General features: G+C 71.0%; 23 protein-coding genes. 8 read left to right on the plus strand and 15 right to left on the minus strand.

The annotated features are described in order from the left end of the window. Window positions 1–76: 76 nt before the first annotated feature. On the plus strand, window positions 77–808 hold the full coding sequence (locus BLQ62_RS11415) for a GntR family transcriptional regulator (RefSeq protein WP_068565385.1): 732 nt from the start codon (window positions 77–79) through the stop codon (window positions 806–808). A gap of 24 nt (window positions 809–832) precedes the next feature. On the opposite strand, the gene BLQ62_RS11420 is transcribed toward BLQ62_RS11415, so the two are convergent. From BLQ62_RS11420 to BLQ62_RS11435, 4 genes are read right to left on the minus strand one after another with little or no spacing between them, the layout of a single operon-like run. Beyond that, window positions 833–1840 (minus strand): ABC transporter substrate-binding protein, encoded by a 1008-nt coding sequence (locus tag BLQ62_RS11420; protein ID WP_068565383.1) that lies wholly within the window; start codon window positions 1838–1840, stop codon window positions 833–835. Beyond that, window positions 1837–2628, minus strand: coding sequence for an amino acid ABC transporter ATP-binding protein (locus BLQ62_RS11425; protein ID WP_068534714.1), 792 nt, complete (start codon window positions 2626–2628; stop codon window positions 1837–1839). Before BLQ62_RS11425 ends, BLQ62_RS11420 begins: the two co-directional genes overlap by 4 nt. Then, on the minus strand, window positions 2625–3539 hold the full coding sequence (locus tag BLQ62_RS11430) for an amino acid ABC transporter permease (protein ID WP_068534711.1): 915 nt from the start codon (window positions 3537–3539) through the stop codon (window positions 2625–2627). Before BLQ62_RS11430 ends, BLQ62_RS11425 begins: the two co-directional genes overlap by 4 nt. Continuing rightward, complete coding sequence (locus tag BLQ62_RS11435; RefSeq protein WP_068565381.1) at window positions 3536–4249, minus strand: GNAT family N-acetyltransferase; 714 nt, start codon at window positions 4247–4249, stop codon at window positions 3536–3538. The genes BLQ62_RS11430 and BLQ62_RS11435 overlap by 4 nt, the downstream gene beginning before the upstream one ends. 70 nt (window positions 4250–4319) lie before the next feature. Between BLQ62_RS11435 and trpB the strand changes: the two genes are divergently transcribed. The 4 genes from trpB to BLQ62_RS11455 all read left to right on the plus strand — a co-directional run bounded on the left by trpB (window position 4320) and on the right by BLQ62_RS11455 (window position 9492). Further along, a complete protein-coding gene (trpB, locus tag BLQ62_RS11440; protein WP_068534707.1) occupies window positions 4320–5657 on the plus strand; it encodes a tryptophan synthase subunit beta in 1338 nt (445 codons plus the stop codon). Continuing rightward, complete coding sequence (gene trpA, locus BLQ62_RS11445) at window positions 5654–6433, plus strand: tryptophan synthase subunit alpha (protein WP_068565379.1); 780 nt, start codon at window positions 5654–5656, stop codon at window positions 6431–6433. The genes trpB and trpA overlap by 4 nt, the downstream gene beginning before the upstream one ends. A 97-nt stretch (window positions 6434–6530) precedes the next feature. Continuing rightward, entirely contained in the window at window positions 6531–7619 is a 1089-nt protein-coding gene (locus BLQ62_RS11450; protein WP_068565377.1) for a GGDEF domain-containing protein, read from the plus strand. Window positions 7620–7863: 244 nt separating this feature from the next. Next, complete coding sequence (locus BLQ62_RS11455) at window positions 7864–9492, plus strand: ABC-F family ATP-binding cassette domain-containing protein (protein WP_068565375.1); 1629 nt, start codon at window positions 7864–7866, stop codon at window positions 9490–9492. A gap of 13 nt (window positions 9493–9505) precedes the next feature. On the opposite strand, the gene BLQ62_RS11460 is transcribed toward BLQ62_RS11455, so the two are convergent. The 8 genes from BLQ62_RS11460 to BLQ62_RS11500 all read right to left on the minus strand — a co-directional run bounded on the left by BLQ62_RS11460 (window position 9506) and on the right by BLQ62_RS11500 (window position 17613). Beyond that, on the minus strand, window positions 9506–10300 hold the full coding sequence (locus BLQ62_RS11460; RefSeq protein ID WP_068565373.1) for an SDR family NAD(P)-dependent oxidoreductase: 795 nt from the start codon (window positions 10298–10300) through the stop codon (window positions 9506–9508). Between the two features lie 25 nt (window positions 10301–10325). Beyond that, window positions 10326–10919 carry a class F sortase gene (locus tag BLQ62_RS11465; RefSeq protein ID WP_068534694.1) on the minus strand — a complete coding sequence of 198 codons (594 nt, stop codon included), beginning with the start codon at window positions 10917–10919 and terminating at the stop codon, window positions 10326–10328. Further along, window positions 10919–12157, minus strand: coding sequence for a prealbumin-like fold domain-containing protein (locus BLQ62_RS23330; RefSeq protein ID WP_139184188.1), 1239 nt, complete (start codon window positions 12155–12157; stop codon window positions 10919–10921). The genes BLQ62_RS11465 and BLQ62_RS23330 overlap by 1 nt, the downstream gene beginning before the upstream one ends. Before the next feature lie 84 nt (window positions 12158–12241). Further along, on the minus strand, window positions 12242–13477 hold the full coding sequence (locus BLQ62_RS11480) for a glycosyltransferase (RefSeq protein WP_068565370.1): 1236 nt from the start codon (window positions 13475–13477) through the stop codon (window positions 12242–12244). 8 nt (window positions 13478–13485) lie between these two features. Beyond that, window positions 13486–14103 carry a TetR/AcrR family transcriptional regulator gene (locus BLQ62_RS11485; protein WP_068565369.1) on the minus strand — a complete coding sequence of 206 codons (618 nt, stop codon included), beginning with the start codon at window positions 14101–14103 and terminating at the stop codon, window positions 13486–13488. Window positions 14104–14135: 32 nt separating this feature from the next. Further along, window positions 14136–14912: a PIG-L deacetylase family protein gene (locus BLQ62_RS11490; RefSeq protein ID WP_068534690.1), complete on the minus strand. Its 777-nt coding sequence runs from the start codon at window positions 14910–14912 to the stop codon at window positions 14136–14138. Window positions 14913–14986: 74 nt separating this feature from the next. After that, complete coding sequence (locus BLQ62_RS11495; RefSeq protein ID WP_068566202.1) at window positions 14987–16642, minus strand: AMP-binding protein; 1656 nt, start codon at window positions 16640–16642, stop codon at window positions 14987–14989. A 5-nt stretch (window positions 16643–16647) separates the two neighbouring features. Beyond that, window positions 16648–17613 carry a cyclase family protein gene (locus BLQ62_RS11500; protein WP_068565368.1) on the minus strand — a complete coding sequence of 322 codons (966 nt, stop codon included), beginning with the start codon at window positions 17611–17613 and terminating at the stop codon, window positions 16648–16650. 143 nt (window positions 17614–17756) lie between these two features. Between BLQ62_RS11500 and BLQ62_RS11505 the strand changes: the two genes are divergently transcribed. Further along, window positions 17757–18710: a helix-turn-helix transcriptional regulator gene (locus tag BLQ62_RS11505; RefSeq protein WP_068565366.1), complete on the plus strand. Its 954-nt coding sequence runs from the start codon at window positions 17757–17759 to the stop codon at window positions 18708–18710. Window positions 18711–18722: 12 nt separating this feature from the next. Here the strand turns inward: BLQ62_RS11505 and BLQ62_RS11510 are convergent, their stop codons facing one another. Genes BLQ62_RS11510 through BLQ62_RS11520 form a run of 3 tightly spaced genes read right to left on the minus strand, consistent with a single transcriptional unit; the run spans window position 18723 to window position 24429 of the window. Continuing rightward, window positions 18723–22085, minus strand: a complete 3363-nt coding sequence (locus tag BLQ62_RS11510) for an ATP-binding protein (RefSeq protein ID WP_068565365.1) — start codon at window positions 22083–22085, stop codon at window positions 18723–18725. Continuing rightward, a complete protein-coding gene (locus BLQ62_RS11515) occupies window positions 22082–22888 on the minus strand; it encodes a DUF4194 domain-containing protein (RefSeq protein WP_082756416.1) in 807 nt (268 codons plus the stop codon). Before BLQ62_RS11515 ends, BLQ62_RS11510 begins: the two co-directional genes overlap by 4 nt. A 2-nt stretch (window positions 22889–22890) precedes the next feature. Further along, window positions 22891–24429: a DUF3375 domain-containing protein gene (locus BLQ62_RS11520; protein ID WP_231857587.1), complete on the minus strand. Its 1539-nt coding sequence runs from the start codon at window positions 24427–24429 to the stop codon at window positions 22891–22893. Between the two features lie 98 nt (window positions 24430–24527). On the opposite strand from BLQ62_RS11520, the gene BLQ62_RS11525 reads away from it, so the two are divergent. Together BLQ62_RS11525 and BLQ62_RS11530 are read left to right on the plus strand one after the other, a co-directional pair. Beyond that, entirely contained in the window at window positions 24528–25550 is a 1023-nt protein-coding gene (locus tag BLQ62_RS11525) for a glycerophosphodiester phosphodiesterase family protein (RefSeq protein WP_068565364.1), read from the plus strand. A gap of 42 nt (window positions 25551–25592) precedes the next feature. Further along, entirely contained in the window at window positions 25593–26105 is a 513-nt protein-coding gene (locus BLQ62_RS11530; protein ID WP_068565362.1) for a DUF4333 domain-containing protein, read from the plus strand. Window positions 26106–26132 lie beyond the last annotated feature (27 nt).

Consider the following 26132-nt stretch of genomic DNA (forward strand, 5'->3'; position numbering starts at 1 on the left):
CAATTGGTGTAGACCACTTGAAGTAGACCAAGAGTGGCATAGACCACTTTGGTCGTCAAGGGGTAACGTGGGGCACATGAGCCTTCCCTCGCCGTCGCAGACGGAGCCGCCGCGTTACTTCCGCGCGAAGCTCGAACTGCAGCGCCGGATCGGCGACCTCGGACACGGGGACACGTTGCCGGCCGAGCGTCGCCTCGCCGAGGAGCTCGGCGTCTCGCGGACCACCCTGCGCAAGGCCCTCGCGGAGCTCTCCGCCGAAGGGGTGCTGCGCCGCGAGCACGGCAGCGGCACCTACGTCGCGCCGCCCAAGGTCGTGCGGGTCCGCCAGCTGACGTCGCTGAGCGAGGACTTCGGCGTCGACGGCAAGGCCGTCCAGTCCCGCCTCCTGTCCTGCGAGCACGTCACCGCGGACGCGGAGGCGCAGGCCGCGTTGGAGCTGGCCCGGGGGGCGCGCGTGTATCGCGTGACCCGCCTGCGCATCGTCGACGACGAGCCGCTGGCGATCGAAGTGGCGCACCTGCGCGGCCCGCTGCGCGGCCTCGCCGCGCGCCTGGAGGAGCAGGCGTCGCTCTATCAAGTGCTGCGCGAGCAGTACGAGCGAGCGATCACCGCGGTCGAGGACACCGTCGAGACCGCGCTCGCGGCGCCGGGCGAGGCCGAGTTGCTCGGGGTCACGGCGGGGCATCCGCTGCTGATGGTGCACCGTCTGGGCCGCGACGCCGACGGGATCGCGCTCGAGTGGACGCGCAGCGTCTACCGCGGCGACCGCTTCAAGTTCGTCGCCCGCGCGAGTACGCCCGCGTCGTAGCCGTGCGCCTGCCGCCGCGGTCCGTCACTTGTCGGTGATCGGCAGTCCCGGCGGGTTGATCTCCGAGGCGGGCACCGCCTCGGCCTCCAGCCCCCAGCGGGCCAGCACCTTCGCGTAGTCGCCACTGCGGATCGTCGACTCCAGCGCGGCCTGCACCGCACGGATGATGCCGCTGTCCTTGCGTGTAGTCGCCCCGATCAGGCCCTGCAGGGTCGACCCGGCACCGGAGACCCGCCCGACGATCTTGGTCGCGTTCGGCGTGCCCTTGGTCTGCGCGACGTGGAACGCCGAGATCGGATTGGGACCGAAGTACGCATCGATCTGTCCCGACGCGAGCGCGGCGTAGACGCCGGTGTTGTCCTGGTAGTTCTTGACCGTGATGCCCGGCTTCCCCGCCGCCCGCAGGTCGGCGTCGTAGCGTTGCAGGATCCGCTCCTGGTTGGTGCCGGAGCCCACGGCCACCGTCTTCCCGGAGAAGGAGTCGGGCCCGTTGAAGGTGAGCGAGGAGGACTCCTGCACCTCGACGGCCAGGTCGTCCTTGCGATACGTCGCGAAGTCGTACTTCTGCTTGCGCGCCTCGGTGACGGTGATGTTGGAGACGCCCAGATCGAACTGGCCGCTGTCGATGCCGAGGAACAGGCCCTCCCACGAGGTGTTGGACTCCTCGAGCCGCAGGCCCAGTGTTCCGGCGATGAGCTGCGCGATGTCCGACTCGTCGCCGATGAAGACGCGCTCGTCGTCGGTGGCGGGGAAGTAGAACGGCGCGTTGCCCGCTCCCGAGCCGTGCGCCACCCGCAGCGTGCCGCGGTCTCGGACGGCCTGGGGGAGCAGCGCCGCCGCGGCCTCGTTCTTCCCTGGGACGATGCGGTCCTGCTTGCTGGTGAGGTTGAGCTGCTGGCCCGCAGCGCCGGTCACGGTCGCAGTGGTCGCCTCGGTGGCCCGGTCGCCGCATCCCGCCAGAGTCGCGCCGGTGAGGGCGATCGCCGCCAGCAGGGCGGGGAGGCGTCGTCGGGCGGTCGTGCGCGTGGTCATGCGGTCTCCTTGGCGGTCCAGTGGGCGAGGAAGGTGCGGGTGCGGTCGGTGGCGGGTCGGTCGAGCACGGCGGACGGGGACCCGACCGCGACTATCCGGCCCCGGTCCAGGAAGACGATGCGATCGGAGATGCGGCGCGCGAACGCGAGTTCGTGGGTCACCACCACGAGAGTGCGGCCCTCGGCCGCCAGCTCGGCGATCACTGCGTTCACCTCGCCGACCAGCTCGGGATCGAGCGCCGAGGTGGGTTCGTCGAAGAGGATCAGGTCGGGGTCGAGCGCCAGGGTGCGGGCGATCGCGACGCGTTGCTGTTGTCCGCCGGACAACTGACCGGGGTAGTGGCCGGCGTGCGCGCCGAGACCGACCCGCTCGAGCAGGTCGTGCGCGCGACGGTCCGCCTCCGCGCGGCTGCGTCCGAGGGTGAGCCGCTGCGGACGTGCCACGTTCTGCGCAGCGGTCAGGTGCGGGAACAGGTTGAACTGCTGGAACACGAAGCCGATCCGGGCTCGCTGCCGCCGGAGCGCGCGCTCGCGGAGCGCGACGAGGTGCCCGCCGTGACGGCGGACGCCGATCAGCTCGCCATCGACCCGGACGATGCCCGCGTTCGGCTCCTCGAGGTGATTGAGGAGCCGGAGCAGCGTCGACTTCCCCGAGCCGGAGGGCCCGATGATGGAGACCACCTCGCCGGGCGCGATGGTCAGGTCGACCCCGCGTACCACCTCGTCGTGGCCGTACCGCTTCGTCAGGCCCACCGCCTCCAGGCGCGGACGCGGATCGGTGACGCTCATGCGGCGTTCTCCTTCGTGGTGCGGATGGACGCCCCGTAGCCGCGCGCCAGACGCTTCTCGAGGTAGTGCTGGCCGATCGACAGGACGGTGGTGAGGACCGCGTACCAGGCGACGGCCACCAGCAGGAGCGGGATGATCCGGCCGTTGCGGCCGTAGATGACCTGGACCTGGTAGAACAGGTCCGGCAGAGCCAGGATGAACACCGCGGTGGTGCCCTTGAGCAGCCCGATCACCTCGTTCGCCGCGGGCGGGACGATGGTGCGCAACGCCTGCGGCAGTGTGATCCGCAGCAGGTGCGCTCCCGGTGGGATACCGAGCGCGCGGGCGGCGTCGTGCTGACCGTCGGCGACGCCGAGGATCCCGGCCCGGACGATCTCCGATCCGTAGGCCGCCTGGTGCAGCACGATGCCGATGACGGCGGCGGTGTAGGGGGAGAGCAGATCCTTGGTCGGCGCGTCGACGAAGGTGGGACCGAACGGGATGCCGAGCCCGATCGTGGGGTAGAGGGCGCCGAGGTAGCCCCAGAACAGGATCTGCACGATGAGCGGGACGGAGCGGAACACCCAGACGAAGCCGAAGCTGAATCCTGCCAGGACCCGGTTGCCGGACAGCCGGGCGAGAGCGAGCAGGCCGCCCAGGAGGAATCCGAGCACCGCGCCGATCGCGGTGAGCTGGATCGTGAACCACAGCGCTTCGAGGATCGTCGGACTGACCAGGTAGGCGCCGAAGGTGGGCCAATCGAAACGGGGGTTGGTGACGGCGGAGACGGTCAGTTGGGCCAGGAGCACCACCGCCACCGCGACGGCGAGCCAGCGGCCCCACTGCACTCGGTGGCGCACGGGCAGGGTGGCCAACGCGGCGAGCTCCGGGTCGGCATCGGTCGACGGGGACCGGGTGAGGGCGAGTGTCATGACGCTCCGGTGGGATCGGGGGCGGGTGGGCGAACGAGACGAAGCGGGATCGTGGCGCGCAGCTCGAATCCGAGGTTCTCGTAGAGCGCGCGGGCGGGGGTGTTCGCTGCGGCGGTGTGCAGGAACGGCAGGTCGCCCCGGGCCCGGATGTGGTGTCCGACCGCGCGGACCAGCCGGCCGGCCAAGCCGTGCCCGCGATGATCGGGATCGGTGCAGACCGCGCTGATCTCGGTCCACCCCGGCGGGCGGAGGCGCTCGCCGGCGAGGGCGATCAACCGGCCGGAACGGTCGCGGAGTCCCAGGTAGAGCCCCAGTTCGACGGTCCGTCGTTCGAAGGGGCCGGGACGGGTGCGCGCGATCAGATCGAGGATCTCGTCGGCGTTGCGCGGTCCCAGGACTTCGGCCTCGTCGTCCGGGGTCGTGGCGAGGGCGGCACCGTCGTACTGGACCAGCTCGATCTCCTCGACGACCCGCCACCCCACGGGAAGCGGCACCCGGACGTCCCGCAGTGACAACGGTGTCCCCGGCACCGCGAGCCGCGCCAGTGCCGCGAACTCGGCGGCGCTGGGCTGCTTCGGATGGCCGACGAATCGCGCCACGTCGGGCCGGTACCGCACGACCGCCCCGTCACCGAGGCGGAACCGGGCGTGCGCGCCGTGCAGCGAAGCGCGGACGGGATCGTCGAGGACGTCTCCGAGGGTGGAGGTCATGCCCGGAAACACTCGTCGCGGAGTCGGATTCGCGGAATGTTTGGCGTCGCCGTGATTCCACTTTGACGGCATGGGGATAATCGATGCTGTGAGCCTTCCAGTAGCCAGCAGCGGACTGTCCGAACGATCGGCTTTCGAGCCGGATGGGACCGGTCACTGGGGAGCCTGGGGCGGGAGGCATGTGCCGGAGGCACTCATGGCCGTGATCGAAGAGGTCACCGCCGAGTTCGAGAAGATCCGCTCGGACCGGGAGTTCCTCGACGAGCTGGATCGGCTGCAGCGCCAGTACACGGGCCGTCCGTCGCCGCTGTACCCGTGCGTGCGGCTGGGCGAGCACGCCGGTGGCGCCAGGGTCTACCTCAAGCGCGAGGACCTCAACCACACCGGCAGCCACAAGATCAACAACGTCCTCGGCCAGGTCCTGCTCGCCAAGCGAATGGGCAAGCCGCGCGTGATCGCCGAGACCGGTGCGGGACAGCACGGCGTCGCGACCGCGACCGCCTGCGCGCTCCTCGGCATCGAGTGCGTGATCTACATGGGCAAGGTCGACACCGACCGGCAGGCGCTCAACGTCGCGCGGATGCGGCTGCTCGGGGCCGAGGTGATCGCCGTGGCGTCCGGGTCGGCCTCCCTCAAGGACGCGATCAACGAGGCCCTGCGCGACTGGGTCAGCAACGCCGACACCACCTACTACTGCTTCGGCACCGCGGCCGGGCCGCATCCGTTCCCGCTGATGGTGCGCGACCTGCAGCGCATCGTCGGGCTCGAGGCGCGGCAGCAGATCCTGGAGGCCGAAGGCCGCCTCCCCGACGGTGTCGTCGCCTGTGTCGGCGGCGGTTCCAACGCGATCGGCATCTTCCACCCGTTCCTCTCCGACGAGGGCGTGCGTCTCGTCGGGGCCGAGGCCGCCGGCGACGGCGTCGAGACCGGCCGGCACGCCGCGACGTTCACCGGCGGCAGCCCCGGTGCGTTCCAGGGTGCCTACTCGTACCTGCTGCAGGACGAGGACGGCCAGACCATCGAGTCGCACTCGATCTCCGCGGGTCTCGACTACCCCGGTGTGGGGCCCGAGCACGCGCAGCTCAAGGTCTCCGGCCGGGCCGAGTACGTCCCGATCACCGACACACAGGCGATGGACGCGTTCGCCCTGCTCTGCCGCACCGAGGGCATCATCCCCGCGATCGAGTCGGCGCACGCCGTGGCGGCCGCGCTCGACCTCGGGCGTGAGTTGGGCCCGGACGCCGTGATCGTGGTGAACCTCTCCGGACGCGGGGACAAGGACGTCGACACCGCGGGCAAGTGGTTCGGCCTGCTCGACGAGCACGGCGATGTCGTCGACCAGAAGGTGATCGGCGAGGACCTGAACACGGAACTGCGGAACGCGGAGTTCGAGGGGGAGAACAAGTGAGCGCACTGGCACCGGTCTTCGAGCAGTGCCGGTCGGAGAACCGCGCCGCTCTCGTGACCTACCTGCCCTGCGGGTACCCGTCCAAGCAGGGCGGCATCGACACCGTCGTCGCGATGGTGGAATCGGGCGCGGACATCGTCGAGCTCGGTGTGGCCTACAGCGATCCGGTGATGGACGGCCCCGTCATCCAGCGCGCGGCCGATGACGCACTGCGCGGCGGCATCCGGGTGCACGACGTCTTCACCTACGCCGAGGCCGTCGCCGCCGCGGGGGGTGCGCCGGTGGTGATGACGTACTGGAACCCCGTGCTCAAGTACGGCGTCGAGGCCTTCGCGCGTGACCTCGCCGCCGCGGGCGGCCGGGGTCTGATCACGCCGAACCTGATCCCCGAGGAAGCGGGCGAATGGATCGAGGCCGCCGACCGGCACGGGTTGGACAAGATCTTCCTGGCGGCGCCGTCGTCGACGCCGGAGCGTCTCGATCTGACCACGAAGGCCTCGTCGGGCTTCCTGTACGCGGCGTCGACGATGGGTGTCACCGGGGCCCGGGACACCGTGGACAACGTCGCGCCGGAGCTGGTCGCGCGGATCCGCGCGGTCTCCGACATCCCCGTCGGCGTGGGTCTGGGCGTGCGTTCGCGCGCGCAGGCCGCGGAGATCGCCGGGTACGCGGACGCGGTGATCGTCGGCTCCGCCCTGGTCAGTGCGGCTGGTGAGTCACTCGCTGCGGTGCGATCCCTGACCTCTGAGCTCGCCGCCGGTGTCCGCGGCGTCTGAGCCCCCCGTCGCCCCCAGGCGCGGACGGCGGCGGCCGACCTGGGGGCGCGTCGTTCGTAGCGCCCGTCGGGCCCTGCTCGACGGCGCGCAGTGGCGCGTGGCCGGGCAGCAGGAGTACGCATACATGCGGACCTCGATCCGCTACCTGCACGGCGAGCGCGCGCTGCGACTGGCGGTCGCCCTGCTGGCGATGATGATGCTTCCTCTCGCGCTAGTGATGCAGTTCAATCCGATGGGACCGCACGGCGTCGTGGCCCGGGTCGTGCACGTCACCGTTGCAGTCCTCGGCTTTCTGCTCGGGATTCGTTGGCTGGTCGGACGATGGCCGACGGCGCGGGAAGCGACGTGGTTCCTGGTGATCTCCGACGTACTCTTGGGAATCGCTGTCGGGATTCTCTCCGATCCGACCGCGCGGATCTGCGGCACAATTCATCTGGCGATGCTTGGGCTGTTCGCGGGCTTTCTGCTCGGGTGGCGGATCCTTCTCGTGCATTGCGTCTACTCGATGTTGTTGATCGCCGGTCTCACCATGTACGCGATTATCGTGGAGGGGCAAACGCTGCTGGGCCTGTACGTCTACACCACGCCCGCGATCACGACTGTGGTGGGACTTCCTGTGGTGATCCAGGTAGTCATCGAGACTGGACGCCACGGCGCAGCCAAGTTGACGCAGGAGTGGAATGTCGACAGTCTTACCAGCGTTTACAGTCGTCGTGGAATGAGCTTGGCAATCCGGAGGGTGGCTAGACGCGCCAATCGCGATGGGCTTGTTCTGGTGGGGGCCCTCGACCTGGACGGTTTCAAGCGCTACTACGACACGTACGGACATCTCGCCGGAGATCAGTTGCTCAGGAAGGTAGCGGCTGCGTTGCACTCTGTGCCTCGCCTGATCGTTGGCCGCTACGGTGGCGACGAGTTCGTCGTCGTCGCGTTCCGCGACAGACTTGACGATGCGGCGAGGACGATCGACGAATTGCGGGATCTACTGGTCGCGCGGGGCCACTCCGGTGGGGAGCGAATCGAGGCTAGTCTGGGCGTTGTGCTCGCGCCGTGGACGGATCCGGACCGAATGGACTTGCTGGCTCTCAAAGCAGATGAAGTGCTCTACGAGGCGAAGCGATCGCCGCGTGAGGCAGTGATCGTGCGTCGACTGTCGCCGGACACCTCATGTTCCGACGTGATGTAGACCGCCGCGAGCGGGTCGTCCGTCCGTCAGAGGTCTCGCGTTCCTGTACGAGGCGAAGCGCAGTGCCGATCGATCGATGGCGATTCGGATTCTCGGGTCCCCTTCGGCAGTCGGAGAGCAGGAGCCGGTCGGAGGCTGATCGGCCCGTCTAGGTGTCGCCCCGGTTGCATTCCGACGGTGACTGCTATCACCCTCGGGAAACAGAGATGAGAACCGCGGGGCTGGGGCGGTAGGCTGGACCGTTGTGATCACCGCGACCGACCTTGAAGTGCGCGCCGGCGTCCGCACGTTGCTGACCGCGCCGGGCGACCAGTTGCGCGTGCAGGCGGGCGACCGGATCGGCCTCGTCGGCCGCAACGGCGCCGGCAAGACGACCACCATGCGCATCCTCGCAGGCGAGGGCGAGCCCTATGCGGGGCGCATCATCTCCAGCGGCGACGTCGGCTACCTGCCGCAGGATCCCCGCGAGGGCGACCTCGACGTTCTCGCCAAGGACCGCGTGCTCTCCGCGCGCGGCCTCGACCAGATCGTCGCCCAGATGGCCAAGCAGCAGGTGCGCATGGCCGAGCTGGTCGGCGACGAACTCGACACCGCGGTGCGCAAGTACGGCAACCTCGAGGAGCGCTTCTCCTCGCTCGGCGGCTACGCGGCCGAGTCCGAGGCGGCGCGGATCTGCAACAGCCTGGCGCTGCCCGAGCGCGTGCTGGAGCAGCCGCTGCGCACGCTGTCCGGTGGTCAGCGCCGTCGCGTCGAGCTGGCGCGCATCCTGTTCGCAGCCTCCGACGGCTCGGGCGGCAAGTCCGACACCACGCTGCTGCTCGACGAGCCCACCAACCACCTCGACGCCGACTCCATCGGATGGCTGCGCACCTTCCTGCAGAACCACGACGGTGGGCTCATCGTGATCAGCCACGACGTGGAACTGCTCAACGACGTGGTCAACCGTGTGTGGTTCCTCGACGCCGTGCGCGGTGAAGCCGACGTCTACAACATGGGTTGGAAGAAGTACATCGACGCCCGCGCCACCGACGAGCAGCGCCGCCGTCGTGAGCGCGCCAACGCGGAGAAGAAGGCCGGCGCCCTGCGCGTGCAGGCCGCGAAGATGGGCGCCAAGGCCACGAAGGCCGTTGCGGCGCAGAACATGCTGCGCCGTGCTGAGCGGATGATGAGCGAGCTCGACGACGTGCGCGTCGAGGACAAGACGGCGCGGATCAAGTTCCCCGCCCCGGCGGCGTGCAGCAAGACGCCGCTCATGGTCAAGAATCTCACCAAGACCTACGGCTCGCTGGAGATCTTCACCGGCGTGGACTTCGCGATCGACAAGGGCTCGCGCGTCGTGGTGCTCGGCCTCAACGGCGCGGGCAAGACGACGCTGCTCAAGCTGCTCGCCGGCGTCGAGACCCCGGACACCGGCGGCCTCGAGCCCGGGCGCGGTCTGAAGATCGGCTACTTCGCGCAGGAGCACGACACCCTCGACGACGAGGCCTCGGTGTGGGACAACATCCGGCACGCCTCGCCCGACGCGGGGGAGCAGGACCTGCGCGGCCTCCTCGGCGCGTTCATGTTCACCGGCCCGCAGCTCGAGCAGCCCGCCGGCACGTTGTCCGGCGGTGAGAAGACGCGTCTCGCGCTGGCCGGGCTCGTCTCGTCGGCCGCGAACGTGCTGCTGCTCGACGAGCCCACCAACAACCTGGACCCGGTCAGCCGCGAGCAGGTGCTCGAGGCGCTGCGCTCCTACGAGGGCGCCGTCGTCCTGGTGACGCACGACCCGGGCGCCGCCGAGGCCCTGAACCCGGAGCGCGTGATCCTGCTGCCCGACGGCACCGAGGACCACTGGAACGCCGAGTACCAGGAGCTCATCGAGCTGGCCTGAGTCGCGCCGATCATCAGGGCAGGATCGAGTCCACGTAGCCGCCGTCCACCCGCACGGCACCGCCGGTGGTGGCGGAGGCGAGCGGCGAGCTGAGGTACACCACCATGTTGGCGATCTCCTCGGGTTCGATGAGCCGCTGGATCAGCGACTGCGGCCGGTGCAGGCGCATGAACTCGCGCTGCGCCTCGTCCCACGGCAGGTCCTTGTCGACGAGCTGGTAGACGAAGTCCTCGACGCCGCCGGTGTGCGTGGGCCCGGCGATCACCGAGTTCACGGTCACCCCGGTCCCGGCCGCAGCCTTGGCGAAGCCGCGGGAGGCGCCGAGGAGGGCGGTCTTGGAGACGCCGTAGTGGATCATCTCGGCGGGGACGACGATGGCCGAGTCGCTGGCGATGTTGAGCACCCGGCCCCAGCTCCGGTCGATCATGCCCGGCAGTAGTAGGCGTGTGAGTCGCACCGCCGCAAGGACGTTCACGTCGAAGTAGCGGCGCCACTCCTCGTCGGAGATCTCGAGCGGGTCCTCCGCGCCGAACACGCCCAGGTTGTTGACGAGGACGTCGACGGGGCCGAGTTCCGAGACCGCGTGCTCGGCCTCGACCTCGACGGTGACGTCCGCCACCACCGGGACCAGGTCGGCGTCCGGGGCCTGCTCGCGGAGTGCGGTGATCGCGCCCGCGACTCGTTCCTCGGAACGCCCGTTGATACCCACCCGCGCCCCCGCCCGTGCGAGGCCGGTGGCGATGGCGAGGCCGATGCCCTGGGTGGATCCGGTCACGAGGGCGGTGCGCCCGCTCAGGTCGATACGCATGCTTCCGACCCTAGTGCCGTACCGTTCAGGCGCGCTCGGCGTAGACGAGATCGTTGTTCTCGTATCCCATCGGTGGGCCGATGAATCTCCCGCCGCACGTGACGAGGATCAGCGTCTCCGGCCCGTCGAGCCGGTTCAGGTCGTCCGTCGGGAGCACGCCCTTGCGCACGGAGGTGGTCCGGGTGACCCGGTACCGGACGGCCGTGCCGTCCTTGCCCGTGAGCGTGACCTCGGCGCCCCGAGCGAGGCCGGAGAAGCGCTCGGCGTAGCCGGTGCCCTGCCGGGCGTCGTCGACGTGCCCGGTGACGACGACCGATCCGGCCCCTGACCCGGGCAGCGCGGAGTCGACCCACCAGCCGACGCGGCGCACGTCCGTCGGCGGGTACAACGCTCCCTGTGCGTCGGTCGCGACGGCGTCGATCGGGGCCGCGGCGCCGTCGACGGTGACGGTGACCGGCGCGGTCGGCTCGGCCGCGGTCGCGTTGACCGGGGGACGCAGGTCGCTCTGGGCGCTCGGGTCCGACGACGGTGCCGCCGCCGTCCCCTCGACGGTGCCCCCGCAGCCCGTGAGGGCGAGCACCGCCGCAGCCGTGACGACGAGGTACCGCGCGCCGCGCATCACGCGGTCCGTCCGGACGGGACCGACGCGATCGGGACGCGGACGCTCGGGTTGCGGACCACGGGGCCCGCTCCGATCTTCGAGTTCGTCACGCGGACCTCGAATCGCGGGGTCAGGCGTACGTCGAAGGCGACGGCCGCGGCGTCGCGGACGTATCCGGCCGGGGCGGCGGTCTCGATCGCCCGGTAGCAGCCCGACGGCAGCGCGAAGGCGGCGATGCCGTTCTCGCCCGTGGTCACGGCGCGGACGGCCTCGTCGGACCCGCAGCGGGAGATCACGAAGGACGCGCCGGCGAGTGGGGCGCCGGTGATGCGGTCGGTCTTGACCAGGATGCCGTCGGTCTCGACCTCGCCGGGCGGGACGGTGACGCCGCAGCGGAACCGGAAGGCGAGCCGGTTGACGCCGTTGCCCTCGACACGGGAGTACGCGTTCGGTCCCAGGAGGACGCACGAGGAGGGCCACGCGGTGGGCACCACGCTGACGCAGTCGCGGGGGAAGGCGCCGCCCCCGTCGCCCGCACTGTCGGTGCGCGCGCCGCCCAGGGGTCGCCAGGTGTCGCATTCGGCGACCGCGTACTCGGAGGCGACACCCCGGCCGTCCTGGTCGCGGGCGGAGAGGGCGAACCGCACCTGCTTGTTCGGCGGCGGGGTGGTCGACGTCGGTGGGACGATCCCGCCGCGTTCGAGGCTGAAGAGGAACTCGACCCGTCCGGTGTCGCTGGTGCGGGTCGTGGCTCGGTTGCCGACGATCCGCCAGTTGGTCGGGACCCTGTCGATCTTGGCGTGCACGCACGGACCCGTCACTGTCGTGGAGCCGCCGTCGGACAGGGACGCAGCGGGACCGCCGCTGCAACCCTGCACGTAGACCGTTGCGCCGGGGACGCCGACGCCCTGCGTCTTCGCGTCGATGATCCGAACCGCGGCGACGGTGAGCCGCCCGGGCGGTCGCGGCGTCGTGGTGGTCGGCAGCGGCGAGGTAGGCAGTGTGATCGTCGTCGTCGGTGCGCTCGTCGTCGGTGTGCTCGGTCGCGGGGCCTGGGTCGTGGGCTGCGTTGTCGCCGGCGGGGTAGTCGGCGTGGGCGCCGAGGTGGTGGCGGGCTGCTCGGTCGTGACCGGCGGGGGCGCCGGTGTGCCGGGGTCCGCGCCCGCGACGGCCGGCAGCACTCCCAGCATCGGGATCAGCGCGGCCGGCACCGCCAGTGCGCTCCGAATCCGGTTCCTCCGGTTGGTCTTCCGCATCGCGTCCTCCTCGGTCGTTCCCCCGACGGCGATGTCCGCCGACATGAGGAAGATCGGGGTCCGCAGCGAGATCCGTTAGCCGCGTTACTGGATCGTTATGGCGCGCTGCACCGCCGAGAGGACCGCCGCGGCACCGTCTTCGGCGGTGATGCTCCTGCTCAGCGCGTCCGCGGCGGCGTGCCGGCGTGGATCGTCCACGGCGGCACGTATCGCCTCCGCGAGGCGGGAAACCGTGACCTTCGTCCGGGGCAGCGGCGCGGTGGCCGCCCCGAGCGCATGGAGCCGTCGTGCCCAGAACGGTTGATCGCCGGCGGACGGGAGCGGCACCGTCGGGATCCCGGCGCGCAGGGCGGAAGCGGTCGTGCCGGCGCCGCACGAGTGCACGATCGCGGCGACGCGCGGCAGGACGTGCTCGTAGGGCACGGCGCCGATGTTCAGGACGTCGGCGCGGTCGGGGATGCGCAGGCCGGCTCCTCCGGATTGGACGACGCTGCGGACCCGCGCGCGGGAGAGCGCCTCGTCGAAGACCGCGGAGAGGCGTTCGCGCTCCGTGGCCGGAACCATGAGCGACCCGAGACCGATGAAGACGGGCGGCGGACCGTCGTCGAGGAAGTCCGCCAGTTCCTGTGGCGTCGACCAGTCCTCGGGCGACGGTGACCACCAGTAGCCGACCACGTCGATGCCGGCGCGCCAATCGGCGGGGCGGGGGAGGACGCTGGGCGAGTAGCCGTAGAGGATCGGCCATCCCGCTGCGGTGCGGTCCTCCCGCAGCCGCCGGGTGGACCGCGTCGGGAGGCCCAGATCGCGGCGCAGGTCCGCGACAACGCCCTCGTACATCCGGTCGACGGTGCGTCCGGCGAGCCGCCCGGCGGCACGATTGACGGTCCCGCCCGCGGACCAGGCGCCGATGAGGCTGGGCGGGTACTCGGTGGTCGCCGAGATCGGCTGGAACCGGGTGCCGATCACCGGGATACCCCGGGCCTCGGCGTAGGCGTGCATTGCGGGCTCCGCGAAAGGGTGCGCGAGGACGACGTCAGCGGCCACGTCGCCGACAGCGTCCAGGAGTGCGTGGCTGAGAGACGCGATGCCCGCAGGCTTCACCAGTTTCAGCGCGTCCTTGAGCGAGGGATCGACCGACTCCGGCCCGAGGTCCGGCCGGACCCCGCGCGCGTCGAGGCCGAGGTCCCTGATCTCGGCCTCCAGTTCGTGGTTGGTGGTGATCGTGACGGTGTGCCCGGCGCGTTGCAGGCGCTGGCCGACCCCGGCGAGTGGGGTGCAGTCGCCGCGGGAGCCGTAGGTGGCGATGAGGACGTGGGCCATCCCGGCTCCTAGCTGTCGGCGCGGATCGCGTGGGTGAACAGTTCGACGAGGTCGTCGGCGTAGACGTCGAGGTCGAAGGCGGGATCGGCGAGGACGCTGAGCATCGCCGCCCCGATCGCGCCGCGCACGGCGCTCGCCGTCGACGGGACGCTCAGCGGCCGGAACTCGCCGGATCGGACGCCGCCGGCCAGGATCACGTCCAGCTCTACGCGGGCGCGGTCCTCATCGTGGCTCGCGTCGACGGCGACGTCCTGCAGGCGACCGCCGTCCTTGGTGCGGAATCCGCCCGAGATCTCGGTGAGCGCGATCTGGTGGTTGCGGTGGGTGCGCATGTACTCCAGGTGGGTGCGGATGTGGGCCTCGAGCTTCGCGGCGGCGGTGGGTGCCGCGGTGACCGCGGGCACCATCTCCGCCAGCAGAGCGGAGTAGCACTCGCGTACCACTGCGACGATCAGGCTGTCCTTGTCGCCGAAGTGGTACAGCACCACGCTCATCGCGACGCCTGCGCGGTCCGCGATCTTGCGGACGGACGCCTGGCCGTAGCCGAGCTCGGCGATGCTGTCGATGGCGCACTGCGCGATCTGCGCACGCCGCGCCTGCTCTGTGAACGACCCTGTAGATCGCATGATCTAAGAAGAGATCAGTTGATCTAACGCCGCTAGAGGAGCCGATCCGGCGGCGACGTGGGACCCGCGGGCTCCACGTAGTACTCCGTCCCCACCATGGGCGCGATGGTCCAGGCGGGCACACGCGACACCGTGCGGAGCACCCGCGCGATCGTGCCGTCCTTCGCGATCTCGGAGCGGTGCGCGGCGAGCGCCCGCTGCTTCGCGGCGACGTACCGGCGCACATCGATGCGGTGCGTGATCTCCGCCGCCGGCGTGAACCAGGTGCGCGCCTGGTCGAGGTCCTCGCGCGACATCACGCGGATCCTGGCGACCCCGGTGAGGATGCGCAGCACTGACTCCCTCGGCGCCGTCGCCTCCACCAGGCGCACCCCGGTCAGGGCGGCCGCCCGGCGCGCGATGTGGTGCACCGCCATGTGATCGCGGTGCCGGTAGCCACCGGCCTCGTCGGATCCGACCAGCAGTTCGGCCGAGACCTCGCGCAGGATCGCGGCGAGGCGCTCCGCCGGCTCGTCGATCCCCGCGCGGGCCAGCCGCACCCGTCCCGCCGGGTCGGGGTACAGCTCGCCGCCGTGGCCGCTGTCGGCGTAGCCCAGCCAGCGCACCTCGTGCACGCCCAGTTCGGCGGCGGCGTCGCTCAACTCGTCGAGCCGCAGGCGGGGATCGCTCTCCTCGTCGCCGTCCATCATCCCGTCGGTGGCGACCACGATCACCACGCGGTGACCCTCCGCCGCGAGTCGTGCGAGCGTGCCGCCTCCGAGCAACGTCTCGTCGTCCGGATGGGCGTTGAGCGCGACGACCGAGGACATGCGCTCTGTATAGCAGTTCCACAACCGGCCCGGCCCGCCGTCGGCGCTCAGAAGCGACGACGGGCCGGCGCCGGTCAGGCGTCCCGGAGCTCGCGGCGCAGGATCTTGCCGGTCACCGTCTTCGGCAACTCGTCGACGATCCGCACGTCACGCGGGTACTTGTACGCGGCCATCCGCTCGCGGCAGTGCGCGATGAGCTCCTCGGGGGCGGCCTCGACGCCCGGCATGAGGCTCACGAAGGCGCGGACCGTCTCGCCCCGGACCTCGTCCGGCACGCCGACGACGGCGGCCTCCCGGACCGCGGAGTGCTCGGCGAGCACGTCCTCGACCTCGCGCGGCCACACCTTGTAGCCCGACGCGTTGATCATGTCCTTCTTGCGGTCCACGATGAACACCCAGCCGCGTTCGTCCATGAAGCCCACATCGCCGCTGTGCAGCGCCCCGCCGGGGATCCCGGCCGCGGTCTCCTCGGGCTTGTTCCAGTACCCGGCGACCACCTGCGGCCCCTCCGCGACGATCTCGCCGATCTCTCCGAGCGGGAGGTCGGCACCGTCGTCCCCGACGATCCGCACCACGGTCGACGGTGCCGGGAGCCCCACCGACAGCGCGCCGGAGTCCGGATCGACCGGGATCTCCACGCCGTACGGCGAGACCGTCATCGGGCTCGTCGTCTCGGTGAGCCCGTAGGCGTTGTGCAGCGGGCGGCCGGTGGCGTCCGCGAACCGGCGGGCGGCCGTCGGCGAGATCGGCGCTCCGCCCGAGTACACCGACGTGAGCGAGGCGAACGCGTCCCGGTCGAAGTCGGGGTGGTTGAGCAGCGCGTTGAACGCCGTCACCGCGCCGATCGTGCACGTGGGGCGGTGCTCGCGCATCGTCTCCAGCATCACCGCCGGATCGAACCGGTAGGCCAGGATCAGCGGCATCGGGGCGAGCATGCTCAGCGCGATGTGCCCGATCAGCCCCGTGATGTGGAACAGGGGAGCGATCCCCAACACCGCCGCGTCGGGGGCCGGCGCGAACTTCGCGGCGTCGCGGTAGACGGTCGCAGTGAAGACCACGTTGCGGTGGGTGTTGATCGCGCCCTTGGGCTTGCCGGTCGTCCCCGAGGTGTACGTGAGGAAGGCGGTGTCCTCCGGAGCGGGCGTCACCGGCGGCGGGGCCTCGCCGCGGTGCGCCGCGACGAACTCCAGCAGGTCCGTCGCCCCGTCCGGCGTCGCGCGCCGAGGGGCCGGGAAGAGTCGCCGATCGGCCCGGCTCTGGAGGTCGAGCCCGCTGGTGGTGAAGACCGTGCGGACGGCGGTGTCGGGCACCACGTCGCGCGCGACGTCCTCGTACAGGTCGTCGAGCGCGAGGAGCGCGGTCGCACCGGAATCGAGGAGCAGGTTCTCCAGCTCCCGCGTGCGACTCATCGGATTGATCGAGACGGTGCAGCCGCCGGCCTTCCACGCGGCGACCATCCCGATCACGAACTGCGGCACGTTCTGCAGGTAGAGCGCGAGGCGGTCCCCGGGCGAGAATCCCTCGGCCAGCAGGCCCGCCGCGAGCGCGTCCGTCAGCTCGTCCAGCTCGCGGCGGGTGATCGTCCCGTCGAAGTAGCGGATCGCCGCCTGGTCGGGGTGGCTCGCGACGCCGGCCCGGAACATCTCGAGTGCACTGTCGAAGGCGATGTCCACGTCCGCGGGCAGCGTCTCGTACCGGCCCGCCCACGACCGCTGCGCATACCCCGTCACTGCGGTCACTTCACCACGACCGGGTTGACGGGCGCGCCGCTGCCCTGCGCGATCTTCAGCGGGGCGGCGGTGTACATGAACTCGTAGACGCCGTCGGCGGCGCAGTCGGCCGCGAGGGCCTCGAGATCGGTGATCTCGGTGAAGACGACGCCGAGGTTCCGCATCAGCGCGCAGTGGAGCGTGAGCGCGACGCCGTTGTTCTGGTCGGTGGTCACCTCGTTGGCGATGGTGTCGGTCACCAGGTTCGGGATCTCGTTGTCCGCGAACCACTGCACCAGTTCCGGGCTGTACTGCAGGCCGGGCTCGCAGAAGCCCTCGTAGAACGCATCGCCCAGCTCGAAGAAGAGCTGAAGGTAGTTGGTGCGGATCAGCAGTACGTCGCGCGGGCGCAGCTGCACGCCCTGCGCGGCGGCGCACGCCTCGAGATCGGTGTGGTCGAAGGTCTCGGCGGTGTCGAGATGGTCCTTGCCGCGGAAGCGCGCCATGTCGAGGAGCACGCCCCGTCCCACGACGCCGCGCTGCGCGATCGGCTCGACACTGGCGACGTCCATGCCGCCGACGGTGGTGCGGGCGTCGAAGCCGTTCCACAGCTTGCCGTCGTACCAGACGTGCCCCAGGGCGTCGTACTGCGTGGACCCCTGCAGGAAGGCGTCGATCTTGTCGTCCGCGTAGTGCAGCCCACCCGGGAACTGCGGCGCCTCCGCGCCGTCCCACGTCGCCTCGTCCATGATCTGCGTGCGGACCGCGGGGCTGCGGCCCGGCCACACCGGGTCGCCCTTCGGATCGCCGATGAGCCGCTGCAGCGTGAAGACCTTGCCGCTGCGGACCAGCGCCGCAGCGGCCACCGCCTGCTCCGGTCCGAGGTAGTTGAGCGAGCCCACCTCGTCGTCGGGGCCCCACTTGCCCCAGTTCGACGGTGCCTCGGCGAGCAGGTCGCCGAGGGCGGGTGCGGTCACGGTCTGATCGGTCATCGGTCCTCCTGACGGTGCACCGGGCTCGGCCGGTGGTGATGCGTGTCACAATCGAAGGTAGGAAGCGCGCGACGGCGGAACGTTCGCCCGCGCGCACGGTTCTTTCGCGCAGGCGCATGCGCCGCGAGAGGGGAGGAGCGGGCGTGCCGTACACGATCGACGGCCTGGTCACCGGGGCCGAGCGGCGCCTCACGGGCGCCCGCGCCCACGGCGCGTGGCGCGACTGGTGCAGCGGCGTCCACGGCGAGTTCGACATCTCCTTCGACGGCGACGGCTACCGCGGCGACGTGCTGCGCCAGCGCACCGACGAGTACCAGCTCGTGTCGTGGACCAGCCAGCGCGAGCACGTGCGCCGCGACGCGCGGGGCATCCGCAACGACCCGCGCGGCCACTACGAGCTGTTCATGCCCCTGAAGGGTGCGCTGCACGTGGGCGGCGACGTCACCGAGAGCGCCCTGCTGCCGGGGGAGATGGTGCTGGTCTCGATCGACTCGCCGTTCGTGCTGGCCCACGAGGACGACGCCTCCGCGCTGGCTCTGCTCATCCCCGAGCACCGGGTCTCGCGGACGCTCGGCTCGGTCGCCAAGGAGGGCGTGCGGCTGCGCGGCGGACGCGGGCTGGGCCGCGTCACGCGGGATCTGGCGGCGGCGCTCATCGATGAGCGGGAGCAACTGACGGCGGCGGAGTTCGACGCCGCGTGCGATCGCGCCGTGGACCTGTTCTGCCTCGCCGCGAGCGGGGAGGCCGACGGTGCCGGCACCGCCGACGACGAGGTGCGGGCCGCGGTGCTGCGCCACGTGCGCGCGCACGCCACCGAGCCGGACCTCAGCCTCGCCGGTGTCGCCGCGGCCGTCGGCTGGTCGGCGCGGCACATCCAGGCGGTGCTCTCCCGCACCGGCGAGACCTTCTCCGACGCCGTGCGCGGCGAGCGCCTCGAGCTCGCCCGGGACCGGCTCACCGATCCGCGCTGGGCGGCCCGCGGCATCGCGTTCATCGCCGATTCCGTCGGCTACGGCTCCGCGAGTGCCTTCAGCACGGCGTTCAACCGGCGGTTCGGCCGCACGCCGCGCGCGCACCGCGCCGGCGCCGCCGACTGACTCGGCGTTCGATCAGCGCGACGGGGCGAGCTCGCCGAACGTGGCGTACCGGGCGTCGGAACGGGCACCGTCGGGCGTGACCTGCTTGTCCACGAGGATGACCTGCCCGATGAAGGGCTCGACGATGCCGACCATGCGGATCGGGGCGGCGATGATCAGCTGGAAGCCGAACTGCTCGAAGGCGCGCAGAGACTGCGCGGAGAACCGCTCGTCGGACTTGCTGAACGCCTCGTCGAGCATGAGCGGCGCGAACGCGGGCTCGTTCGATCCGTCGATCCCGTGGCTGCCGAGGGCGAAGCTCAGCGCCGCCGCGAGGCAGAAGGCGACCAGCTTCTCCTGCTCGCCACCGGAGTTCGTCGCGGTGTTGCGGTAGGTGACCACGGCGGGGGCGTCCGGCTCGGCGCCGACCGCGTTCTCCCGGCCGTAGAAGGAGTAGCCGGTGCGCACGTCGAGGACGTTCTCGGTCCAGCGCCGCGATTCCGGGTCGTCGCCGGTGAGCCGGAGCACCAGTCCGCGGATCCGCTTGAACTGCGCGGCCATCGCCGCGGGCTCGGCGCGCTTCGCGGCGGGGGCGTCGCGCACCATGTCGTCGACCAGCTTCGCGAACTCCGTCGCCTCCGGCGTGGGGCGGGCGGCGTAGGCGATCTGCAGGTACGTGCCCTCGTTGAATTCGACCCGGCGCAGGCCGGCGTTGACGTCGGCGATGCCGCGGGTGATGGCGCGGTGCGTGTCGTCGACCTCCTTGAACAGGTTCGACACGGAGTGGCTCACGTCGGTGGTGATGAGCCGCCGGAACTTCTCCGTCGCGGCTGCGAGCCCGTGTGCGACGAGGTTCTCGTGCACCGCGACGAAGTCGGGCGCGGAGGCCGCGTCGGCGGTGAGTTCGGTGGAGGCGTCCGGCCATTCGCGCAGGAACTGCTCCGCGGTGCGCACGATCCGCGCCTCGGCGGCGTCGCGCTCCGCGGTCGCCGCGTTCTGCTGGCGCTCCAGCTCGGCCCGCAGGTCGGCCCGGATCTCGCCGAAGGTCTCCAGGGTGAGCCGCCGGGGGCGGGCCTCGTCGGCGGTGAGCAGGTGCCACAGCGCCGTGGCGAGGAAGTCCTCGTCCTCCTCCGTGAGCCTGGGCGCGCTCTCGCCGTCGATCTTCTCGAATTCGGCCAGTAGGTCGTCGAATTCGGTGCCGGCGCGGTTCATGGTCTCGGTGAGTGCGCCGATCCGGGTCTGCGCCTCCGCCAGCTCGCCGTAGGCGTTGTCGGCCTGCAGCTCAAGCTCGCCCAGATCGGCGTTGCCCGAGCGGGCGTCGGAGATCCGGTCGGCCAGCTCCTCGGCCTCGGCCTTCGCCGCCCAGTGGTCGAGCTCCGCCCACGACGTGTAGCCGAGGACGCCGGCTGCGCTGTCGGCGACTGCCTTGTGCTCGGCGAGGTCGTCGCGCAGCGTCGCGGACGCCTCGGCGGCCTTGGCGTGCACGGCGGCCAGCTCGTCGCGACGGCGTTGCAGCGCTTCGCGCTTGGAGCCGGTGTTGGTGCCGAGCACCCACTGCGAGCGGTCGGAGACGGCCCGGCGGTCGTCCTTGCGGAACCGGCCGCCCGCGCCCTTGACCAGTCCCTCCGGGGTGACGGCCTGCTCGTGCCGCTCCAGCTCGGCGGGGGAGTCCACGCAGGTGTGGCGCGCGGCGCGGGCGACCGCGCCGGCCAGCCACCGGCCGGCCTCGCTCGACTCGTCGACCGTCAGCTTGGCCGCGAGGGAATCCGGTGCCGGGCGGGTGGAATCGGCACCGTCGACCACCTGATAGGTGAGGACGCCCTGCACGCGGGTGGCGTTGACGTGATCGGCGACGGCCCGCTGGTGCTCCGCCGGAACGAGCAGCGTGGTGGCGAGCGGGCGCAGCACGCGCTCGGCGGCGCCGGCCCACCTCGCCTGCTCCTCGGGCCGGACGTCGATGAGCTCCGCCGCGTACGGAAGTTCCTCGGCGGGAACGCCGGTGGCGCGGGCGATCGCGTCGCGCTGATCCAGCAGGGCGGGCGGCAGCAGGGAGGCGCGGCGGTCGAGCACGGAGAGCTCGTCGTCGACGGACTCGACGGCGCGGCGGGCGTCCGACTCGTCGGTGTACGCCGAGTGCACGCGGCCCGCGAGGGCCTCGGCCGCTTCGGTCGCGCGGTCGCGGATGCCCGGAACCTGTTCGCGCAGAGCGGCGAACTCCTCCGCCGACTCCGGCGCGCGTTCGCCCAGCTTCTCCACGGCCGCGGCGAACCGCTCGTAGGCGCGCTGGCGGGCCTGGGTCTGCAGCTCGCGGGACTGCAGCTCGGCCTCGAGCACACCGACCTCGCCCTGCTCCTGCCGGAGCCGGTGCAGCAGCTCGTTGTAGCGCATCTTGCGCTCCTCGGCCCGGTCCTCCCAGCGAGCGATCTGCCCGTCCATGCCGGCGCGCTCGCCCTCGATCCGGTCCATCTGCTCCTGCAGCAGACGCAGCTTGTGGCCGCGCAGGTAGGACCGCACAGGCGCGCCCAGCAGGTCGGCGGCGCGGGTGGTCCCGACGGTGGCGGAACGGTACTTGGCGTAGGCCTCCGGCATGGGCCGCAGCACCTTCTCCTGCGCCTCGGCGCGGGCCGCCGCCCGGTACGCCTCGTCGAGCTGGGTGAAGTTCTCGACCAGTCGTTCCGCGCGGGCGTAGGTCTGCGGCCGGTCGAGCATGTAGGTGCGGATGAAGGCGTCCAGGTCGCCGACGTTCTTCATCGCCTTCGCCTTGCCGAGCAGCGCCAGCGCGGCGCTGGAGGTGCCGATGCCGACACGGCGGCGCAGCGCGTCCTGGTAGGCGGCCTGTGTGTCGAAGGATTCGACACCGGTGTGCCGCGCGCGCCAGCCGCGGGTGTCGAAGCCCGCGGTCGCCCAGCCCTGCAGGTCGAGGAGATCGAAAGCGCCGGTGTGGATCTGGTACCAGGACTTGAGCGAGGCACCATCGGTGCCGGAGCCGGGGAACCACTTCACGGCGACGGCGGTCGTGACGTTGCCCGCGCCGTTGTCGTAGGTCGCGGCCACCGCGGACCACGTCGCCGACTCGCCGCGCAGGTACTGCACCTTGGACTGCTGGTGCTCGTCGTCGTTCACCGACCAGGCGCCGCGCACGTAGTCCGCCATGGAGCGGGCGGCGCGCTTGGCGCCCTTGGCCGTCATGTCGGCGGAGGCGTTGAAGGACTGGTCGTAGGTGGGCAGCAGTACCACCGAGTGCGCGTCCATCAGCGAGGACTTGCCGGAACCCGACGGGCCCGTGAGGATCACGCCCCGCTCGTCGATGGGGAAGTCCTTGTAGCCGTCGAAGGTGCCCCAGTTGACCACCTGCAGGCGGGTGAGGCGGTACTGGCCGAGATGCTTGCGGGTCACTGCTGCTCCTGCGTCTCGTGCTCGGGTGCGGAATCGAGGTCGACGGTGCCGTCCTCGCCGTCCGGCTCATCCGCTCCGTCGACGGGCGCGGCGGCCTCGCCGAGGTCCTGATCGGTGCTGGCGAGGTCGCGGTACGCGGCGGTGTAGAGGTCGACCTGTTCGGGGGTGAGCAGCGAGGCGATCACCGAGTGCACGGCGTACCGGTCGCTCGTGCCCACGCGACGGATCAGGCGGCGGGTCTCCAGCTGGTTGATCGCCGCATCGGCCTTCTTCACGAAGCCGGCCTCGTCGGTGTCGCGGGCGGGGCGGAAGGTCAGCAGGTGGTCGATCATCTCCTGCCGCTCCACGACGGCGGTCTCGTCCGGGCTGGAGAGGTGCTTGAGGCGCAGGAACAGCGCCAGCACCGACGCCGCGAGCGAGAGGCTCTGCGCGCGCAGCAGGTTCCGCTGCCGCGGGTCGTTCTCGCTGACCTGGCGGGTGAAGGCGTGCTTGGTCTCGCGGTTGATCTCCAGCAGCAGGTTCAGCTCGGAGAGCCGGCTGCGCAGCAGCGTCTCCTCGGCCTCGATCACCGCCCAGTTCTTGGATCTGGCGGAGACGTGCGGCGCGGCGATCAGCTCCTGCAGCGCGTAACAGACCGAGTTCGGCAGCGCGGAGGTGTCGCCGTCGAAGCGGGGCGCGGTGTCGGCGCCGCGCAGCGACTTCACCGCCTCGTCGTCCGCGATGCTGAAGTCGGCGAGGTCGATCTCGGGCAGGGCCTCGTCGGCGGCGATGTCCAGGGAGTCGTCCACGGTCTCGTCGGTCACTCTCACTCCTCGAACAGGGTGGTCGGCTCGGGCGCGGCCGAGGCGGGGGTCAGGGGCGGGAGCGCGGCGGCGAACTCCACGTGCGGCACCGTCATCTCACGGGGCCCGCGGGCCGTGTGCGCGAGGATCGTCACCAGGCGGTCCTCGTCGACGGTGCCGTACCGCGCGCCGAGTGACCAGACGCCGACCACGTCGCCGGCGCGAGGCGCGTCGATCGCCGCGAGGATCTCGGTGAGGGTCGCACCGTCGGACGCGCGGACGGCCTCGTTGACGGCGGTGGCGAGCGCGTCCCAGTCGATGGCCTCACGGCCGACGAGGCGGGCGGGGTCGATGGTGAACTCGCCGGAGGTCTCCCGCACCTCGGGCGGCAGGGTGACGATGCCGTCGTGGAAGCGCAGCGCGCCGACGGAGCTGGTGTCGACGGCGGACATGGGGACGGCGAGGCCGGTGTCGCGGGAGGCGGAGGTGGTGTCGAACGCGTCGACTGCCGCCCGCTGCGCCTCGGTGATCCGGGCGCGCAGCGACTGGTACTGCAGGAAGTCGCCGTCCTTGACGAAGGTGTTGATGCGCCGGTAGACCTGCCCGCGGATCTCGTCGACCCGCTGGACCTGCATCCACATGCGGTCGAGGAAGCCGGTGAGGGAGTCCCTGAGGTCGTCCGGCAACTGGACTTCGGTGACGACGGACGCGACCGACGTTTCCAGCTGGCGGCGCAGGCGATGGTCGGAGAGCAGCGTGTAGAAGGCGTCGAAGGCCTTGCCCTCCGGGGTGTTCGCGAGCTCGTCGTGGCCGTCGAAGAGGCGCTGGAGCGTCTTGGCGTACGCCTCGGCCTCGCTGGAATCGGATGCGTCGAGCCCGTGCGTGAGCAGGGCGCGCGTGTGCTCGCGCAGCTTCTCGCCGTAGCCCAGGATGTCCGCCGGCATGCGCTCGGCCAGCGAGCTGACGATTTTGAGGTCGTCGACCACCTTGTCCCGGTCGTACTCGGGGACCAGGCCGGCTTTGAGGGCTTCGCGGCGGCGGGTGAGCTCGGCGATCTGCTCGTCCAGAGCACGCAGGTGATCGTCGGGATCGGCGCTGACGGTGACCGCCACCGCGGACAGTCGGGCCGTCACGAGCTCGAGCGCGGTCTCGGTGGCGACGTTGCGGTCCAGCGAGACCGCCTGCACCTGGCCGAGCGCCGTCGTGGCGCCGCGGGTGAGCTGGATGGATTCGCGATCGTCCTCGTCGAGCGTGCGCGAGACGTACCCGGCCTTGACCCAGCTGTCGAGGACATCGGGGCCGGCGGGGACCGGACGGGCGCGGTCGGTGAAGTGGTGCGCGAGGGACTGCAGGTCGACGGTGAGCGCGTCCCCCAGCTCCTCCGCGTCGACGGGCCCCGTGCCCAGTCGCGCTGCCATGAGCGCGAGGTAGGCGACGGCGTTGGGGGAGCGGAGCAGGCGGAGCGCGACGTCATTGTCGGCGTTGTCCGTGAACGCGGCGTACAGCTGCGCGGCCGACATCCGCGCCGGGAGCGACGCGAGCGGGCGGCGTGATTGCGCCATCGTGTACCTCCCCTTGCGTGTGCGACGGTCCAGTGTATCGGGGCGCACGTAACGTCGCGGACAGGTCCGGTTCACCGTCGCCGCCTAGCGTGCGAGCCATGAACCTGCGCCGGTTGTCGATCGTGTCCGTGTGCCTCGCGCTGCTGGTGGGGGCGGCCCCGGCCGGGGCGGCGCCGCGGACCGTCGACCTGCAGGCGCACCGGGGTGGGCTCGGCCTGCAGACGGAGTCCACCCTGGAGGGCTTCTCCGCCGCGATGCGGCTCGGCGTCACCACGCTGGAGTTGGACACGCAGGTGACCAAGGACCGGAAGGTCGTGATCACGCACGACCGGAAGGTGGATGCGCGCAAGTGCGTCGACACCGCGCCGGCGACACCCGGCGACCCGCAGTACCCGTACGTCGGCAAGTACGTTCGCGACCTGACCTACGCGCAGATCCGCACGATGAACTGCGGCTATGAGAAGCTCGCCGCATCGCAGCGAGTGGTCAGCGGGGCCCGGATCCCCGAACTGCGTGAACTGTTCGACCTCGTCCGCGCCCGGCGCTCGCCGGTGCGGATGAACATCGAGACCAAGGTGGAGGCCGGGGCACCGTCGGAGACGGCGCCGCGCGGTGAGTTCGTGCGGGCGGTGGCGGAGGAGATCACGCGTTCCGGCCTCGCCCGACAGGTGACGATCCAGAGTTTCGACTGGACGGCCCTGCGGGAGATCGGCCCGATGCTGCCGGGCGTCGGGCTCATCGCGCTCACCAACGGCGAGCAGTTCCTGCAGACCGGCAAGGCCGGTGCGTCGCCGTGGCTCGGCCTCGACGTGGACGACTACGACGGCGACTGGGTGCGGGCCGCGAAGACGACGATTCCGGGCCTGACCACGATCTCGCCGGTGCAGGGCGATCCGCAGGACGGCGGCATCGGCGACGCGGACTTCGTCCGCTTCACCACCGCGGCCCTGATCCGGCGTGCCCACGATCAGGGGCTGAAGGTCATCCCCTGGACCGTCAACGATCCCGCGACGATGCGCGCGCTGCTGAACGACGGGGTGGACGGGCTCATCACCGACTACCCGGATCGCGCCCGCGCGGTGTTCCGGGAACTCGGGATGGCGCTGCCCGCGGCGAGTTGAGGCGGGGTTCGCTGCTCTTCGTGTATGCGATATGTTCGATTCATGAAGACGAAATCCACACTTCTCGCCCTCGCCGTCCTGACGCCCGCGATGGCGGGCTGCTCGCTGTTCGGCACCACGATCGATTTCTCGAAGGTGGAGAAGCAGATCACGGAGAAGCTGGACGCGGAGTACGGGAAGATCGGCCAGAAGGTCGATTCGGTGACGTGCGACGAGTCGGAGAAGAGCCCGAAGCCGGGTTCGAAGTTCATGTGCGACGCGAAGGTCGGTGAGGCGACGGTTCCGGTGGAGGTCACCGTCAAGGATGAGGACATGAACTCGTCGTTCGTGACCACCAAGAAGCTCTTCAACCTCAGCACTCTGGGTGCGCAACTCGCACCCAGCGTCTCGGAGCAGACCAAGCAGAAGGTCACCGTCGATTGCGGCACCGGCCTGAAGGCGGAAGCGCCCGGCGGGTCGTTCACCTGCCCGGTGAAGGCCGAAGGCGGGGCGACCGGGACGCTGACCCTCAAGGTCGGCCCGATGACCGGCGAGGACAGCTGGGAGATCAGCTGACCGCCGGTTGATCCGGTCGGCCGGCAG

It is taken from the genome of Tsukamurella pulmonis (assembly GCF_900103175.1).
Classification (GTDB): domain Bacteria; phylum Actinomycetota; class Actinomycetes; order Mycobacteriales; family Mycobacteriaceae; genus Tsukamurella; species Tsukamurella pulmonis.